At 63.3% G+C, this 15,913-nt stretch carries 15 protein-coding genes; 12 read left to right on the forward strand and 3 right to left on the reverse strand.

Going from position 1 to position 15,913, the window contains the following annotated elements:
- Nucleotides 1-26: 26 nt before the first annotated feature.
- Complete coding sequence (mutL, locus tag GC125_RS06025; RefSeq protein WP_151984589.1) at nt 27-1,859, reverse strand: DNA mismatch repair endonuclease MutL; 1,833 nt, start codon at nt 1,857-1,859, stop codon at nt 27-29.
- 150 nt (nt 1,860-2,009) lie between these two features.
- On the opposite strand from mutL, the gene GC125_RS06030 reads away from it, so the two are divergent.
- The 7 genes from GC125_RS06030 to GC125_RS06060 all read left to right on the forward strand — a co-directional run bounded on the left by GC125_RS06030 (nt 2,010) and on the right by GC125_RS06060 (nt 9,734).
- Complete coding sequence (locus tag GC125_RS06030) at nt 2,010-3,008, forward strand: metal ABC transporter solute-binding protein, Zn/Mn family (protein WP_286165381.1); 999 nt, start codon at nt 2,010-2,012, stop codon at nt 3,006-3,008.
- Nucleotides 3,009-3,027: 19 nt separating this feature from the next.
- Nucleotides 3,028-3,807 carry a metal ABC transporter ATP-binding protein gene (locus tag GC125_RS06035; protein WP_151984591.1) on the forward strand — a complete coding sequence of 260 codons (780 nt, stop codon included), beginning with the start codon at nt 3,028-3,030 and terminating at the stop codon, nt 3,805-3,807.
- A 5-nt stretch (nt 3,808-3,812) separates the two neighbouring features.
- Entirely contained in the window at nt 3,813-5,042 is a 1,230-nt protein-coding gene (locus GC125_RS06040) for a metal ABC transporter permease (RefSeq protein WP_151984593.1), read from the forward strand.
- Nucleotides 5,043-5,954 (forward strand): metal ABC transporter permease, encoded by a 912-nt coding sequence (locus GC125_RS06045; RefSeq protein ID WP_151984595.1) that lies wholly within the window; start codon nt 5,043-5,045, stop codon nt 5,952-5,954.
- Nucleotides 5,955-6,040: 86 nt separating this feature from the next.
- Nucleotides 6,041-7,327: a glycerate kinase type-2 family protein gene (locus tag GC125_RS06050; RefSeq protein WP_151987612.1), complete on the forward strand. Its 1,287-nt coding sequence runs from the start codon at nt 6,041-6,043 to the stop codon at nt 7,325-7,327.
- Nucleotides 7,328-7,424: 97 nt separating this feature from the next.
- The gene (locus tag GC125_RS06055; RefSeq protein ID WP_502706088.1) at nt 7,425-8,774 is read left to right on the forward strand and encodes a putative bifunctional diguanylate cyclase/phosphodiesterase; all 1,350 of its coding nucleotides are present in this window, start codon (nt 7,425-7,427) and stop codon (nt 8,772-8,774) included.
- 102 nt (nt 8,775-8,876) lie between these two features.
- A complete protein-coding gene (locus tag GC125_RS06060; RefSeq protein WP_286165382.1) occupies nt 8,877-9,734 on the forward strand; it encodes a DMT family transporter in 858 nt (285 codons plus the stop codon).
- Nucleotides 9,735-9,745: 11 nt separating this feature from the next.
- On the opposite strand, the gene GC125_RS06065 is transcribed toward GC125_RS06060, so the two are convergent.
- Nucleotides 9,746-11,374: a long-chain-fatty-acid--CoA ligase gene (locus tag GC125_RS06065; protein ID WP_151984599.1), complete on the reverse strand. Its 1,629-nt coding sequence runs from the start codon at nt 11,372-11,374 to the stop codon at nt 9,746-9,748.
- 227 nt (nt 11,375-11,601) lie between these two features.
- Between GC125_RS06065 and GC125_RS06070 the strand changes: the two genes are divergently transcribed.
- Nucleotides 11,602-12,333 carry a LuxR family transcriptional regulator gene (locus tag GC125_RS06070; protein ID WP_151984600.1) on the forward strand — a complete coding sequence of 244 codons (732 nt, stop codon included), beginning with the start codon at nt 11,602-11,604 and terminating at the stop codon, nt 12,331-12,333.
- A 4-nt stretch (nt 12,334-12,337) separates the two neighbouring features.
- Here GC125_RS06070 and pcaQ read toward each other — a convergent pair whose 3' ends face one another.
- A complete protein-coding gene (gene pcaQ, locus GC125_RS06075; RefSeq protein ID WP_151984602.1) occupies nt 12,338-13,258 on the reverse strand; it encodes a pca operon transcription factor PcaQ in 921 nt (306 codons plus the stop codon).
- A gap of 87 nt (nt 13,259-13,345) precedes the next feature.
- Between pcaQ and pcaD the strand changes: the two genes are divergently transcribed.
- From pcaD to pcaG, 4 genes are read left to right on the forward strand one after another with little or no spacing between them, the layout of a single operon-like run.
- Complete coding sequence (gene pcaD / locus GC125_RS06080) at nt 13,346-14,149, forward strand: 3-oxoadipate enol-lactonase (RefSeq protein ID WP_151984604.1); 804 nt, start codon at nt 13,346-13,348, stop codon at nt 14,147-14,149.
- Nucleotides 14,146-14,547 (forward strand): 4-carboxymuconolactone decarboxylase, encoded by a 402-nt coding sequence (gene pcaC / locus GC125_RS06085; RefSeq protein ID WP_151984606.1) that lies wholly within the window; start codon nt 14,146-14,148, stop codon nt 14,545-14,547. The genes pcaD and pcaC overlap by 4 nt, the downstream gene beginning before the upstream one ends.
- A gap of 9 nt (nt 14,548-14,556) precedes the next feature.
- On the forward strand, nt 14,557-15,297 hold the full coding sequence (gene pcaH, locus GC125_RS06090) for a protocatechuate 3,4-dioxygenase subunit beta (RefSeq protein WP_151984608.1): 741 nt from the start codon (nt 14,557-14,559) through the stop codon (nt 15,295-15,297).
- Nucleotides 15,297-15,911, forward strand: coding sequence for a protocatechuate 3,4-dioxygenase subunit alpha (gene pcaG / locus GC125_RS06095; protein ID WP_151984610.1), 615 nt, complete (start codon nt 15,297-15,299; stop codon nt 15,909-15,911). Before pcaH ends, pcaG begins: the two co-directional genes overlap by 1 nt.
- Nucleotides 15,912-15,913 lie beyond the last annotated feature (2 nt).

Raw genomic sequence — 15,913 nt, forward strand, 5'->3', positions numbered from 1 at the left:
CTGGCTCCTCGGTCCGGACTGTTATTTCAGCTTCGCCCGAACAGCCGCTCGATGTCGGCAAGCTTGAGTTCGATATAGGTCGGCCGGCCGTGATTGCACTGCCCCGAGCCCGGTGTCGCCTCCATCTGCCGCAGCAGCGCGTTCATCTCTTCGGGCCGCAGGACCCGGCCGGACCTGACCGAGCCATAGCAGGCCATCGTCGCCGCCACATGGTCGAGGCGTGCGGCAAGGCCGTTGGCGTCGTCCCATTCTGCAATTTCATCCGCAAGGTCGCGGACCAGCGCCACGGCATCGATCTCGCCAAGCATTGCCGGCGTTTCGCGAATGGCGATGGCGCCCGGCCCGAAGCGCTCGATGCCGAGCCCGAGTTTCGCCAAATCGTCGGCATGCTGGATCAGCCTGTCGCAATCCTCTTCGGGAAGATCGACGATCTCGGGGATGAGCAGGCCTTGGGAAGCGAGCGGCGTGTCGCCGGCGAGCAGCGTCTTGCGGAAGGCTTCGAAGACCAGCCGTTCATGCGCGGCATGCTGGTCGACGATGACGAGGCCATCGGCAGTCTGCGACACGATGTAGTTCGCATGCACCTGGGCCCGGGCCGCGCCAAGCCGATGGTCCGCCCCGTTCGGTGAAGCCGTTATGGGTGCGGATGGCCGAGCGGAGGGCATGGAAATGGCGTCGAACGGCGCTTGCTCGCCCGCTGAGAAACCCTGGGGCGGCGCGCTGGCAAGCGGCCGGCAGGGCGAGTGGGCGACATCGTAGCCGGTGGCGGCGGCAGTGGGCCGATAGCCATAGGCACCGGAATGCCCGTTTGTCGAACGCGCACCCATCGAGAAAGAGGCTGCCATCGATCGTGCCGCGACGGTGGAGGCGCGGTCGCCTTCCATGGCAAGCGCTTCGCGGATCGCGCCGACGATCAGTCCGCGCACGAGCCCCGGATCGCGGAAGCGCACGTCGGATTTCGCCGGATGGACATTGACGTCGACGAGAGCCGGATCGAGCGCGATAGACAACACCGCAACCGGATGGCGGCCGCGCGGGACGGTCTCCGCATAGGCGCCGCGCAGGGCGGACGCGACGAGCCGGTCCTGCACGGGCCGTCCGTTCACGAAGGCATATTGGTGAAGCGCGTTGCCGCGGTTGAACGTCGGCACACCCGCATGGCCGGACAGTTCCACGCCTTCGCGCCATGCATCGAGCGCAATGGCGTTCTCGGTGAAATCCTTGCCGAGGATCTGGGCGATGCGCGCCAGCCGGTCTTCGCCGGTTGCGGGAAAATCGAGCGTGGTCCGGTCGGTGCCGCTCAACAGAAAGCGCACATGCGGGAAGGCAAGCGCCATGCGGCGGACGACTTCGGTGATCGTGCTGGCTTCCGCGCGCTCCGATTTCATGAATTTCAGTCGCGCCGGTGTCGCGAAGAAGAGATCGCGCACTTCCACGATGGTGCCGCGGTTGGCGGCGGCGGGCCGGGCCTCGCAATGGCGCCCGCCTTCAACGACGATCTCGTGACCCATGTCGGCATCAGTCATCCGGCTCGTTATCCTGAGCCTCGCGACCGAACCGATCGAGGGCAGGGCCTCGCCGCGAAAGCCGAGCGTGCGAATATCCAAAAGGTCGTTCGTAATCTTCGACGTGCAGTGCCGGCGAACAGCCAGCGCCAGATCGTCCGGCGTCATGCCGGAGCCATTGTCGGTCACGCGGATCAGCGTCTTGCCACCGCCCGCCGTCGCGATCTCGACGCGGGTCGCGCCGGCATCGACGGCATTCTCGATCAGTTCCTTCACGACACTGGCCGGCCGTTCGACGACTTCGCCGGCGGCGATCTGGTTGATCAGCGTTTCGGATAGTTGGTGGATGGCCATGGCGCATTCTCGCGGATTCGACTGCGCGGCGGAAGCTCTGCGCAGAGGCTATCCCGCGCGATCATCGCTATTGCAAATCATTCGCAATTGACAGTGTCGAGGCAAGTCCCTACCTTACAATGAGAATGAGTTGCAATTGAAGGTGGCGACATGCCGGGTCCTTCCCGCGTAACACTTGTATTTAGAGGTCTCTTTCAGCTCGGCACACTGATTGCGGTTGCGATGCTCGCACTGTCAGCGGGCGCCAACGCCCAAAACGCCGATCGAGAGAAGCTTCAGGTCGTCGCCACTGTTTCGATGATCGGCGACGCTGTTCGCTCTGTCGCCGGCGACCGCGCGGATGTGCAGACGCTGATGGGCGAGGGGGTGGATCCCCATCTTTACCGACAGACCCAGGCGGATGTGGCCGCGATGGCCCGCGCCGACGCCGTGTTCTGGAACGGGCTCTATCTCGAGGCACAGTTGGAGGAGTTTCTGGAGCAGCTGTCACGGCATAAACCGGTTTTCGCGCTGGGCGAAAACGTTCCGGTCGAGATGCGCATTGCCAATGCCGGTTACGAGAACCGCTACGATCCGCATATCTGGATGGATCCGTCGCTCTGGCGCTACGTGGTCGAAGGCGCCCGCGATGCACTCGTCGAACTCGATCCCGAAGGCGCCGACATTTACGCCGCCAATGCCGAACGCAGTCTTGCCGATCTGGCCGAACTGGAAGCCTACGCAAAAGCCAGCCTATCGACTGTGCCTGAAGACAAGCGCATGCTGATCACCGCGCATGACGCCTTCAGCTATTTCGGTCGCGCCTATGGCTTCGAAGTGCTCGGCATCCAGGGTCTTTCAACCGAAAGCGAGGCCGGCCTGCGCCAGGTCGACCAGCTGGTCTTCCTGATCGTCGAGCACGACATCAACGCGATCTTCGTCGAAACGTCGGTGTCGGAACGCAACGTGCGCGCGCTCATCGAGGGAGCGGCTGCCCGCGGCCACGAAGTCACCATCGGCGGAAGGCTCTATTCCGATGCGATGGGCCCTGCCGGAACGTATGCCGGCACCTATATTGGAATGATCGACGCCAATGTGACCACGATCACGCGCAGTCTAGGCGGCGATGCGCCCGCCGGCGGTATGGCCGGCCAATTGGGCGAAAGCTGAGAAAGCAGAACCGAGCGACATGCTGAACCGCCTCGATCAACCGCCTGCGCTCTCGATATCCGGTCTTTCGGTCGCCTACGGTGACAAACCTGCCTTGTCGGCTGTCGATGCCGTGTTCCATCAGGGCCGAATGAGCGCCGTGATCGGCCCGAACGGCGCCGGCAAGTCCACGCTTCTGAAGGCCGCCATGGGTATGGTGCCCCAAATAACCGGGCAGGTGCAGTTCTTCGGCCTGCCGCTATCGGCTGCCCGCAATCGTGTCGCCTATGTACCCCAGCGCGCGAGCGTCGATTGGGATTTCCCCGCCTCTGTCATCGATGTCGTGATGATGGGTCTTTACGGCGAGCTTGGCCCCTTCCGCTTTGCAGGGCAAAAACACAGGGACATGGCCCGCAAATGCTTGCGGGAGGTCGATCTCGAGCCCTTGGCCGATCGCCAGATCGGCCAGCTGTCCGGCGGCCAGCAGCAACGCGTCTTCATCGCCCGCGCACTCGCCCAGAAGGCCGATCTTCTGATCCTCGACGAGCCGCTGGCGGGGGTCGACGCCGCGACGGAACGCACGATCGTGACGCTTCTGAAGAAGCTCGCGAGCGAAGGCGCGGCGATCATCACGGTTCACCATGATCTCTCGACCGTGCGCGACTATTACGACGACGTCCTGATCATGAATGTCCGCACCGTCGCCAACGGCACGGTGGCGGACACCTTCACCGAGGAAAAGCTCGCCGATGCCTATGGCGGGCGCCTGGTCGGGGCTGGCCTGCCGGCCCCGGCTCCTGGCGCCAAGGTCGAGGCGTAAGAGCGATGGACGTCGAGGCATTTCTATCCGCGTTGACGTTCCAGGCCGGCTACAACACCATGATCGTCACGATCGGCGCGATCCTTCTTGGATGGGCGGGCGGCATGGTCGGCACATTCCTGCTCTTGCGCCGTCGCTCGCTCGTTTCCGATGCGCTCAGCCACGCGACCTTGCCGGGCGTCGGCATCGCATTCCTCGTCATGGCGTCGCTCGGCGGAACCGGACGCTTTCTTCCGGGCCTATTGCTCGGCGCCGCCTTGAGCGCGCTCGCCGGCTTGGCGACCGTCGCTTGGATCACCCGGCGTACGCGGCTTCAGGCGGATGCGGCGATCGGCGCTGTGCTGTCGGTCTTCTTCGGCTTCGGCATCGTGCTTCTCACCGTCATCCAGTCCGTGCAGATCGGCCAGCAGGCCGGAATCGGCGGCTTCCTGCTCGGCTCCACCTCCGGCATGCTGCGTTCGGAGGCGATCACGCTTGCGGTTCTGGCCGGCGGCACCGCGCTCGCCGTCTTCTTCCTGCGCCGGACGCTGACCCTTGTTGCCTTCGACGAAACCTTTGCGCGCGCCCGGGGCATCTCTATCAGGAAGAGCGATCTGCTTCTGATGCTGCTGGTGCTTGCCGTCACGGTGACGGGGCTGCGGATCGTCGGGTTGGTGCTGATCATCGCGCTCGTCATCATCCCGCCGGTCGCCGCCCGTTTCTGGACGGACCGGGTCGATCACATGCTCCTGATCTCGGCTGGCATCGGGGCGTTTTCCGGCTATGTCGGGACTGCTCTTTCCGCTTCGATCGACGATTTGCCGACCGGTCCGATCATCGTCCTCGTCGCCACCGGACTGTTCGCGGTGTCGCTGCTCTTCGCGCCCGTCCGGGGCATCTTTTCGGGGCTCTACCGCGCCCGCGCCTTTTCCTGGAAGGTGCATCGCCGTCAGGGCCTGCTCGCGCTCAACCGCGGCGAAGCGATCTATGACAAGAAGACCATCTTCGTGCTGCTTGCCGAGGGCTTCATGCGGCGCGACGGAGCGGTCACCCAGCCCGGCCTCGTCGCTGCGAAACGGGCGGCCGAAGAAGAGGCGCTTTGGTCGCTCTATTTGCGTGAAAATCCCGATTCCCTGCATCGCGCCCACGGCATGCTGCTTGATCCGATCGAGGAGCGCCTCGGCGCCGGCGAGATCAACGCGCTGCGCCTGAGGCACTACGCTGCGACCAGGCAGACGATGGGGGCGATGGCTTAAATGGCGGTCTATCTCGGACTGACGGTCGTTCCCATCCTGATCGGCTTGCTGGCAGCGGTCGCGGCAGCCTTGCTCGGCAATTTTCTCGTTCTCAAACGCCAGAGCCTGATGGGCGATGCGGTCAGCCATGTGGTGCTTCCCGGCATCGTCGTCGCCTTTGTCGCGACCGGCTCGATGGCCGCAGGCCCGATGCTGATCGGCGCTGCGGTCGCCGCCATCGTGGCCGCGGTGCTGATCGAGATCATCCGCGTCTTGGGCAAGGTGGAACCGGGCGCCGCGATGGGCGTCGTGTTCACCGCAATGTTTGCGTTCGGCATCGTGCTTCTCGAACAGACCGACACCGGAGCGATCCATTTCGATGTCGAGCACGCGCTCTACGGCAATCTGGAAAGCCTCGTCTGGCTGGCGGGCCTCGAATGGAGTGCACTCACCGATCCCGCAGCGCTGGCTGAACTGCCGCCGCAGCTGCCGCGCGTCGCGCTCGCGCTGATTGCCGTCATCGCATTTCTCTACGTCGCCTGGCGGCCGCTCGTCATCGCCACCTTCGATCCGATTTTTGCGGCGGCAAGCGGCGTGCCGGTCCGCCTGGTGGACGGCGCACTCATCGCACTCGTCGCCATCGTCGCCGTCACCGCCTTCGAAGCGGTCGGAGCCATCATCACCATCGCCATGCTCATCTGTCCGCCGGCGGCTGCACGGCTGATGACGGACAATCTGGTGCGGCAGCTGCTCTTGAGCGTGCTGTTCGCCGCTATGGCAGCGGTTTTCGGATATCTCGCCGCCGGTGCCGGCGTGGCGCTCTTCGTCTCCGGAGTTGCCGTATCCGCTGCCGGGATGATCGCCACGGTGTCCGGTCTGATCCTCGCCCTCGCGGCGCTGTTCGGGCCACGGCGGCTCGGCGCGCGCGCCTGAACGATTGCGGGAAGCCAAGCGCTTCCCATGCCGCATCCGAGCCTTTAGGGTCCGCGTCTCCAACCACCGATTGACCTTGATGGATGATGCGCGTGCTCGGCGAAAGACGCTTTCTGATCGATCTGTTTCACGCCGGCGTGCGAAGTGCCGATCCCGCGGAATGCGTGCCGCCCTTGCTGCCTGAACCGCCCAAGGGGCGCACGATCCTCGTTGCCGCCGGCAAGGCCGCTGCGTCGATGGCGCGTGCCGTCGAGGAGAACTGGTCGGGCCCGCTCGAAGGGGTCGCCGTAACGCGCTACGGTCATGGCCTCGAATGCGGCAGGATCGAAGTGATCGAGGCGGCCCATCCGGTGCCGGACGATCGGGGCGAGCAGGCAGCCGCGCGCTTGATGGAAACCGTTCGCGGTCTGGGTCCCGACGATCTGGTGTTGTGCCTGATTTCAGGCGGTGGCTCGGCGCTGCTTGCGCTTGCCGCCGAGGGCCTGACGCTTGACGACAAGAAGGCCATCAACAAGAGCCTCCTGGCATCCGGTGCGCCCATCGGTGCCATGAACACCGTGCGCAAGCATCTGTCGGCGATCAAGGGAGGCAGGCTTGCCGAAGCTGCCTACCCGGCGCGCGTGGTCACGATCGGCATTTCGGACGTGCCGGGCGACGATCCTTCAGTCATCGCATCCGGGCCGACGGTTCCCGACGGGACGACGCTTGCCGATGCCAAGGCGGTGCTTGAGCGCTACCGCATCACGACGGCGGATCATGTGTCGGCTCACCTGGACAAGGACACATCCGAAACGCCGAAGCCTGGCGATGCGATCTTCGCCAATACGGAGTTCCGCATGGCGTCGCGCCCCGCCGACATGGTCGAGGCGGTCGTCGCCGAAGCGAAGCGTCACGGCATGGACGTGATGTCGCTCGGTGCCGACATCGAAGGCGAGGCGCGCGAGATCGGCAGGAAACATGCCCGCCTGGCATTGGAGAAGGCCGAGGAGGTCCGCGACACGCCGCTGCTGATCGTCTCGGGCGGCGAGACGACGGTGACGGTGCGCGGCGACGGTTCCGGTCGAGGGGGGCGCAACGGCGAGTATCTTCTGTCGCTGGTGCTGGAGCTCAAGGCACATCCGCGCATCCACGCGCTTGCAGCGGACACGGACGGCATCGATGGCAGCGAGGACAATGCGGGTGCGGTAGCAGATCCGGACAGTCTTGCGCGTGCAAGCGCCTCCGGACTCGACCCTGCGCAATGTCTGGAGCGCAACGACGCCTACAGCGTCTTCGAAGCCTCAGGCGACCTGATCGTGACCGGGCCGACCCGCACCAATGTCAACGATCTCCGGATGATCCTTATTGCGCCAAAGCACCGAGAGAACCGCTGATTACGGTATCTTGAGGCCGTTGAAGATGAATTCTTAAGGAACCCACCCCCATCTTGCATCTGATGACTCGCCAGAATGTTTTAGAACTGGACTGATGATGCCGCAGCTGGGCGCCGATGAGGTGCAAAGCACCCGCGAAGCCGTGTTGACCCATACCGATGCCCTGACCGGTCTCGGCAATCGCAGGCGCATGCGCGAAAAGGTCGAGAACCTTGCCGCCGAGCGCGCCGAGGACCCGGCACCCTTCACCATCGGTCTCGCCAATCTCGACGGCTTCAAGCCCATCAACGATCTTTTCGGCCATGGTGCCGGCGACGTCATTCTCACCCAGGTTGCACACAGGCTGAAAGCCTGCATGCCCGACGGCGCGACCGTCGTTCGGCTCGGCAACGACGAATTCGGCTTCGTGATGCCGCTGGTGTTCGATGCTCGCGGCGCCGAAAAGATGGCGCGACTGATCAAGGATGTGCTGTCGGCACCCTTCGACCTCGGTGCCCGCACCGTGCGTCTCACGGCGTCGTTCGGATTCTCGGTCTATCCGTTTGCCGGAACCGATTTCGACAGTCTGATGAGCTGCGCCGAAACGGCGCTCTACCGCTCCAAAAGGCGTGGACGAAGCCAGATCACGGTCTATTCCCAGGAGATCGCCGAGGAGTTCCGGCGCGCCACCGAGCTGGAACAGGCGCTGCGCCGCGCGATCATCGCCGATGATGTCGCCGTGCATTTCCAGCCGATCGTGCGGCTGGCCGACGGCCATATCATGGGGTTCGAAGCGCTCGCCCGGTGGCATGACGCAGAACTTGGGTTCGTGCCGCCGAACGTCTTCATCACACTCGCCGAGGAACGCGGCTTCATCGACCTCCTGACCGAGGTGCTGTTGAAGAAGGCGGCCGCGACCGCGCTGCGGTGGCCGGAGGAAATGTATCTTTCCTTCAATCTCTCCTCGGCCCAGCTTGTCGATCCCATGACGAGCCTGTCCATTCTCGCCATCCTGAACCGCGCTGGTCTCGACCCGCGCCGGCTCGAATTGGAGATCACTGAAACCGCGATGATGTCGGACCCCGACATGGCGCAGAAGATCGTCACCGAGCTGCGCGCAGTCGGCATCAAGATCGCGCTCGACGATTTCGGAACGGGCCAGTCGAGCCTTGGCCGCCTACGCGACTTCACCTTTGACAAGGTGAAGATCGACCGCGCCTTCGTGTCCGAAATTACCCGCGACCGGCCGTCCGAGCACATCATCAAGGCCATTCTCGCCATGTGCGAAGGTATGGATCTGGCCGTGATCGCCGAGGGCATCGAAGAGGTGGAGCAGGCTGCAAAGCTGATCCAGCTCGGTTGCCGGCTGGGCCAGGGCTATCTCTACGGAAAGCCGATCAAGGCAGCCGATACACTGCGCCTGATCGCCGCCAACGCCCAGCCTCTCGAAGCCATCGCCATCGCCTGATCCCCGCCCGGTACCATAGTTGGGCTACCGAGTGGTTGCGGTGCCAGGCCCTGCCGCTAGTCTTGTCCGCTCGACCACAGTTGCGTTGCTGGACCTGACTTCATGCCAATGACAGCGTTTTTCACCATCATCGCCATGGTTGCCTTTGCAGCGAACTCGATCTTAGCGCGCGAAGCTCTGGGAGACGGCACGATGGATGCCGCCGGCTTCACCGGACTGCGTCTCGCGTCGGGCGCTGTTGCGCTCGCGTTTGTCCTGATGCTGCGACGGAAGGATGAAGTGAAGGCAGTGCCTGGAAGCTGGGCGTCAGCGCTGGCACTTTTCGTCTACGCGGTCGCGTTCTCCTTCGCCTACGTGCAACTCGGCGCTGCGACCGGCGCGCTTATTCTCTTCGTTTCGGTTCAGATGACGATGATCGGTTGGGGCATTGCGTGCGGCGAGCGGCCTCGCGCAATGCAATGGTTGGGGATCTTCATGGCGCTCGCCGGGTTTGTCTATCTCGTCTCACCGGCTCTGACGCGGCCGGATCCGGTTGCGACGGCGCTCATGATCACGGCTGGCATTGCCTGGGGCGTCTATTCATTGCGTGGCCGTGGCACCCGCGACCCGATTGGCGACACGGCAGGCAACTTCATCCGAACGCTTCCGCTCGCAATGGCTCTGCTTGCTTTCGCGCTTGTCGGCCAAGGCAGCATTGGCGGCGAGATGTCCGGCCGGGGTATCGTGTTGGCCGTTGCGTCGGGCGTGCTGGCATCCGCGGCGGGTTACGTCGTCTGGTATCGTGTTCTGCCGCATCTGGCGGCGATAGCTGCAGCCATTGTGCAACTGTCTGTTCCGGTCATAACTGCTGCTGCCGGCGTGCTGTTTCTGGCCGAGCCGCTGACCATCGAACTGACGCTGGCCGGCGTGCTCATTCTCTGCGGTCTTGCGCTTGCGATCGCCGCCCGTCGCAAGGCCTGAGTCCCACGCCGTCAAACCTCGGTGAAGCGGAAATCTTTCATCTGCTCGCGCAGCGTCGTCTTCTTGATCTTGCCCGTCGCCGTATGAGGGATCTCTTCCACGAAGACGACGTCGTTCGGCATCCACCATTTGGCGACCTTGCCCGACATGAAGTCGAGGATCGACTGCTTGTCGGGATGCCGGCCTCCCTTGAGCACAACGACGAGAAGCGGGCGCTCGTCCCATTTCGGATGGGCGATGCCGATGACGGCAGCTTCCGCAACATCCGGATGTCCGACGGCAAGATTCTCAAGATCGATGGTGGAAATCCATTCGCCGCCCGACTTGATGACGTCCTTTGCCCGGTCTGTGATCTGCAGGTAGCCGTGCGCATCCATGTGGCCGACATCGCCTGTGTCGAACCAAAGCTCATCATCGAACTGCTCGGCGCCGTGGCCCTTGTAGTAGCTGGACGACACGGCCGGCCCGCGCACCTTCAGACGACCAAAGGTCTTGCCGTCCCAAGGCAGTACGCGCTCCTCGTCGTCGACGATCTTCATCTCGACGCCGAAGGGCGGATGGCCCTGCTTGACCTGGATATCGAGCTTCGCTTCCCCGGTCAGATGCGCATAATCGGGCTTGATCGAGCATACCGTGCCCAGCGGGCTCATTTCGGTCATTCCCCACGCATGCATCACGTCAACGCCGTAGCGGTCCTGGAACGCTTGCGTGATCGCGCGGGGACAGGCCGAGCCGCCGATGACGACGCGCTCGAGATCGGGCAGTTGACCCTGTTCCTTTTCCAGATGCTGCAACAGCATGAGCCAAACCGTCGGAACCGCGGCGGTGATCGTCACCTTCTCATTTGTCAGCATCTCGTAGATCGACTTGCCGTCCATGCCCGGTCCCGGGAAGACCAGCGTCGCGCCGGCCATCGGCGTCGAGAAGGCTGTTGACCAAGCGTTGGCGTGGAACATCGGAACGACCGGCATCATTACGTCGCGAGAGGCGATGCCCAGCATGTCCGCCTGGAGCGCCGTCATGGCGTGCAGCACGTTCGAGCGGTGCGAATAGACGACGCCTTTTGGGTCGCCGGTCGTGCCCGACGTGTAGCACATGCCGGCGGCCGTGCGCTCGTCGAAGTCCTTCCAGCGGAAGTCTTCGTCCGCTTCGGAGAGCCAGTCTTCATAGGCGACGGCTGGGAAGGGAAGATCCGCCGGCATGTGCGCCGCGTCCGTAAGGATGACGATCCGGGTCAGGCTCGGCACTTGCGGCGCGATCGCCTTGACGATCGGCAGAAAGGTGAGGTCGACGAAGAGCAGCCGGTCCTCCGCATCGTTCATGATCCAGGCGATCTGGTCGGGAAAGAGCCGCGGATTGAGCGTGTGGTAGATGGCGCCGATGCCGAGCGTTCCGTACCAGACTTCCAGATGTCGCCATGTGTTCCAGGCAAGCGTCGCCACCCGGTCGCCGAGAACGATGCCTTCCATGTCCAGCCGCTTAGCCAGTTTCAGCGCGCGGTCACGGACGGTGCGATAGTCGGTGCGATGGATGGCGCCTTCCACCGAACGGGAAATGACAGGACGGCCGCCGTGGTAATGCGCCGCATGATCGATGACCTTGTGACAGAGAAGCGGCCATTCCTGCATCAATCCCAGCATACACTTTCCTCCATTCGCCCGCAGCCTCCTCGCTGCGTCCTATCCGAAATATGGAGCGGCGGGCCGCATTATGAAAGATGGGCCTTTCGTCGAGGGTGTTCACGGCAAGCATTGACACGCATCAAGGGAAGTTTCTTGTTTGCTGATAATGCGTCCTATAAGTGTTGATTCACGGCACGAACGAGATCCAAAAATCGATTCACTTCATCCACCCGGGCGCCTACATCATGAAGTCAGGCCTAACCGGCGACGCGCCTCTCGACCAGTTGAAGGAAATCACGACACTTCAAACTCAGTTCGAGGTCTTTCGCCAGTTCAAGAAGACTGTGGAACTGTATGGCTACCGGTGCTTCCTGGTGCTGCGCCTTCCGCCACCGACCTCACTCGACCTTGCCGAAAACTCCATCATCACCAATTTCCCGGCTGAATTTCTGGGCGCTTTCGATCGCCAGAAGCTGATGCGCAGCAGCCCTTTGTTCGCCCGTTTGCGCACGTCCATCGTGCCGTTCTCCTTTCGCTATGCCGACTTCGTCGCGGGCAGAAGCGCAAAGGATGCGATGCTGGCTGCCAAGCTCTATGAAGAGTTCAGCCTGGTCGACGGTGTCTGTCTTCCGGTCCAGAGCGTGGAGGGCGATCGTTGCGCCGTCGTCTTCGCCGGCGAACGACAGCCTCTGGACAACGATGCCATCGCGCAGCTGATGTTGCTCACGCTTCACCTCTTTCAGCGCCTCGGCGAAGTATCGCAGCGCTCGGCGAAACTCGAGCAGCCGCTGACCGAACGCGAGCTCGAATGCCTCACCTGGACGGCGGCCGGCAAGACGAGCGCGGACATTGCCCAGATCCTCGAACTCTCTGAACACACGGTCAATCACTACCTGAACCGCGCGACCAAGAAGCTCGATACGGTCAACCGCACCCAGGCGGTGGCCAAGGCGCTGCGCCGCAGCCTCATTCGCTAGCCGATCAGTCGCTGGCGTTCTGCCGGGCAACGGCACGAACCGACTGCATGAAGATCGCAAGCGGCAAAGGCTGATCTCCCACTCCCCGCGTCGTCAGGCCGACCGAGCCGACCGTTTCGCTCGTATCGATCGGCAGCCGCGCAACGCGCCCGTCGCGAATGTCGTTGGCGACGGCGCCTTCCGAGATGATCCAGATCGCATCATGTGCCCGAATGTAAGCGCGCCCGAATGCGTCCGACACGGTCTCGATCCGCACCGGCAGTTCGGCGATTCCGTTGGTGATGAGGAAGCGATCGACGAAGGGGCGGATGACGGCGTTCGGCGTTGGCATCAGGATCGTATAGTCGCGCAATTCACCGAGCGAGAAATTCGGCTTGCTCATCAGCGGGTGACCGCTTCGCACGGCGAAGATGACGTGTTCGGAGTAGAGCGGCTCGAAGGAGAGACCGATCATCATCTCCGGCGGCGCAAGACGGCCGACGACGAGATCGAGCGTGCCGGTGCGCAACTGTTCCAGGAGCACGGAATTGTCGCCGGTCACCACCGTGATCGGACTTCCGGTGTTTTCTTTCAGGAATTGCGCGACCGCGTCGGGCATGATCCGGGCCGATACCGTGGGCAGCGCACCGATGCGGACCGGCGGCCCTTCAGAGCGTAGAGCCTGCTGGATGGAATCGACGCCCTGCCGCAAGGCGGCGACGCTGGAGCCCGCATGACGCAGAAACACTTCGCCGAAGCGCGAGATGCGAATGCCGCGACCATCCTTCTCGAACAGCCGCACGCCGAGCGCGTCCTCGAGCTCCCGGATCGTGCGCGTTACGGCGGGTTGCGTCAGCGCAAGCACGTCGGCTGCCTTGCTCACGCTCTTCTGGCGGGCTACCTCCATGAAGGTCTGGAGATGCCGAAACTTGATCTGCTGGTCCATCGCATACCGAAAATATTATGGATCAAGCCGAGAATATCATTTTACCATACCGATACAATTTGCTTTGAGAGCCTGAGGGAGAATTCGATGCAGTTTCACAAGGTCAACGGCGTCACTCTGCATTATCAGCTGATCGGCGCGCCCGAGGGGCGCCCCGTGTTGGTCTTCGCGAATTCTCTCGGCACCGATTTCCGTATCTGGCGCGATGTGATCGTCCGGCTCGTCGGCGAGTTCGCGATCGTTCTCTATGACAAGCGGGGCCACGGACTTTCCGATGTCGGCGAGACGCCCTACACGATCGATGATCATGTCGACGACCTGTCCGGCCTGCTCGACCATCTGCGCGTGCGCAAGGCTGTCATCTGCGGGCTCTCCGTCGGCGGGCTGATCGCGCAAGGGCTCGTCCACAAGCGCCCGGATCTGGTGCGCGCACTCGTTCTCTGCGACACGGCCCACAAGATCGGAACGGCGGAGATGTGGGACGCGCGCATCCGCGCCATCTACGAGGAGGGCATCGAGGCGATCGCCGACCTCATCCTGGAACGCTGGTTTACCGTCGACTACCGCAAGCCCGACAACGCCGAGTTCACCGGCTACCGCAACATGCTGATCCGCTCGCCGCGCGATGGTTATACCGCCACCTGCGCCGCGATCCGCGACGCCGATTTCACCGAGTCCGCCAAGCTGATCGACGTGCCGACCATGTGCGTCGTGGGCACCGAAGACGGCTCGACGCCACCCGAACTCGTCGGCGAGCTGTCGCGGCTGATCCCCGGCGCGCTCTATCAGGAAATCCCGCAGGCGGGCCATCTGCCCTGCATCGAACAGCCGGTCGTCCTCACCGACGCCATCAAGCTGTTCGTCGAGAAGATCGCAAAGGAAGGCAAATGAGCGCCACCTCGAAATCTCCCCGCCACAATGATGGCATGGCGACGCGCCGCTCGGTGCTCGGCGATGCGCATGTCGATCGGGCCGAGGCGGCGAAGTCGGAGTTCGATGCGCCCTTTCAGGAGATGATCACCGAGGGTGCGTGGGGCACCGTCTGGTCACGGCCGAACTGGACCAAGCGGGAGCGCTCCATCGTGACGATCGCGCTTCTTGCAGCGCTCGGCCATGACGACGAGGTGGCGATGCATGTGCGTGCCACCGCCAACACCGGCGCGAGCGAAGACGATATCCGCGAGGCGCTGATGCATGTGGCGATCTATGCCGGCGTTCCGGCCGCCAACCATGCGTTCAAGATCGCCAAACAGACGTTGAAGGAGATGGCTGCCGAAAAGGCGGCTTGAGGAGCGACGATGTCGAACAGGAAACCCGAAACCGGTGCCTTCTTTCCGCGCGATCGCGCTTGGCAACCGGACGCTTACACACCTTGGTATAAAACGAGTGTGCTACGCTCGCCGCAAAAGGCGCTGCTGTCCATCGGCAACACCCTGTCGGAGATGACCGGTCCAGTTTTCGGCCACGACATTCTCGGTGAGCTCGACGACGACCTCATCCACAATTTCGCCAAGCCTGGCGAAAGCGCGATCGGTCCGCGCATCGTCGTCCATGGCCGCGTCATGGACGAGCGGGGCAGGGGTGTCGGTGGCGCGCTTCTCGAATTCTGGCAGGCCAACGCCGGCGGCCGATATCGCCACAAGAAGGAAGGCTACGTCGCCGCGCTCGATCCGAATTTCGGTGGCTGCGGGCGCACCATTACCGATGAGGACGGCTGTTACTCCTTCCGAACGATCAAGCCGGGGCCGTATCCCTGGCCGAATCGCGTGAACGACTGGCGCCCGGCCCACATCCACTTCTCCGTCTTCGGCCATGGCTTCGCCCAGCGGCTGATCACCCAGATGTATTTCGAGGGCGATCCGCTGATCCCGCTTTGCCCGATCGTGAAGACGATCGCCGACCCGAAGGCGATCGAGGATTTGATCGCGCCGCTAGACATGGCGAACACGATCCCCATGGACGCCAGCGCCTACAAGTTCGACATCGTGCTGCGTGGCCGCCGTTCGACCATGTTCGAGAACCGGTTGGAGGGGAACTGATGCCACAATCGCTGAACCGCCTGAAGGAATCCGCGTCGCAGACAGCCGGACCTTATGTCCATATCGGCCTGACGCCGAATTTTGCCGAGATCGGCGGCGTTTATGCGGATGACCTCGGCACCCGCATGGCAACCGGCGACGCCAAGGGCGAGCGCATCACCATCAAAGGCCGCATCTTCGACGGTACCGGCACGCCGCTGAAGGACGCGCTCGTCGAAATCTGGCAGCCGGATGCGGCAGGGCTCTTCAATTCGCCGTCCGAGATGCGCGGCTCGGCCGATCCGCACTTCACCGGGTTCGGGCGATGCGCGACCGACATGGCCAGCGGCGAATTCGGCTTCGAGACGATCAAGCCCGGCCCCGTCCCCTATCCGGACGGCCGTGTGCAGGCGCCGCATGTCACGCTTTGGATCGTCGCACGCGGCATCAATATCGGCCTTCACACCCGCATGTATTTCTCCGACGAGGAGAAGGCCAATGCGGCCGATCCGCTTCTCAACCGGATCGAACATCGCCACCGCGTCGCGACGCTGATCGGCAAGCGCGACGGCGATATCGTCACCTTCGACATTCACCTGCAGGGCGACGACGAAACCGTCTTCCTCGATATTTGACT

It is taken from the genome of Rhizobium sp. EC-SD404 (assembly GCF_902498825.1).
In the GTDB taxonomy this organism is placed as follows: domain Bacteria; phylum Pseudomonadota; class Alphaproteobacteria; order Rhizobiales; family Rhizobiaceae; genus Georhizobium.

What these genes read in the sequence shown, in the direction of transcription:
- mutL (WP_151984589.1), bottom strand. Translation starts at nt 1,859, where the DNA reads ATGGCCATCCACCAACTATCCGAAACGCTGATCAACCAGATCGCCGCC.
- GC125_RS06030 (WP_286165381.1), top strand. Translation starts at nt 2,010, where the DNA reads ATGCCGGGTCCTTCCCGCGTAACACTTGTATTTAGAGGTCTCTTTCAG.
- GC125_RS06035 (WP_151984591.1), top strand. Translation starts at nt 3,028, where the DNA reads ATGCTGAACCGCCTCGATCAACCGCCTGCGCTCTCGATATCCGGTCTT.
- GC125_RS06040 (WP_151984593.1), top strand. Translation starts at nt 3,813, where the DNA reads ATGGACGTCGAGGCATTTCTATCCGCGTTGACGTTCCAGGCCGGCTAC.
- GC125_RS06045 (WP_151984595.1), top strand. Translation starts at nt 5,043, where the DNA reads ATGGCGGTCTATCTCGGACTGACGGTCGTTCCCATCCTGATCGGCTTG.
- GC125_RS06050 (WP_151987612.1), top strand. Translation starts at nt 6,041, where the DNA reads ATGCGCGTGCTCGGCGAAAGACGCTTTCTGATCGATCTGTTTCACGCC.
- GC125_RS06055 (WP_502706088.1), top strand. Translation starts at nt 7,425, where the DNA reads ATGCCGCAGCTGGGCGCCGATGAGGTGCAAAGCACCCGCGAAGCCGTG.
- GC125_RS06060 (WP_286165382.1), top strand. Translation starts at nt 8,877, where the DNA reads ATGCCAATGACAGCGTTTTTCACCATCATCGCCATGGTTGCCTTTGCA.
- GC125_RS06065 (WP_151984599.1), bottom strand. Translation starts at nt 11,374, where the DNA reads ATGCTGGGATTGATGCAGGAATGGCCGCTTCTCTGTCACAAGGTCATC.
- GC125_RS06070 (WP_151984600.1), top strand. Translation starts at nt 11,602, where the DNA reads ATGAAGTCAGGCCTAACCGGCGACGCGCCTCTCGACCAGTTGAAGGAA.
- pcaQ (WP_151984602.1), bottom strand. Translation starts at nt 13,258, where the DNA reads ATGGACCAGCAGATCAAGTTTCGGCATCTCCAGACCTTCATGGAGGTA.
- pcaD (WP_151984604.1), top strand. Translation starts at nt 13,346, where the DNA reads ATGCAGTTTCACAAGGTCAACGGCGTCACTCTGCATTATCAGCTGATC.
- pcaC (WP_151984606.1), top strand. Translation starts at nt 14,146, where the DNA reads ATGAGCGCCACCTCGAAATCTCCCCGCCACAATGATGGCATGGCGACG.
- pcaH (WP_151984608.1), top strand. Translation starts at nt 14,557, where the DNA reads ATGTCGAACAGGAAACCCGAAACCGGTGCCTTCTTTCCGCGCGATCGC.
- pcaG (WP_151984610.1), top strand. Translation starts at nt 15,297, where the DNA reads ATGCCACAATCGCTGAACCGCCTGAAGGAATCCGCGTCGCAGACAGCC.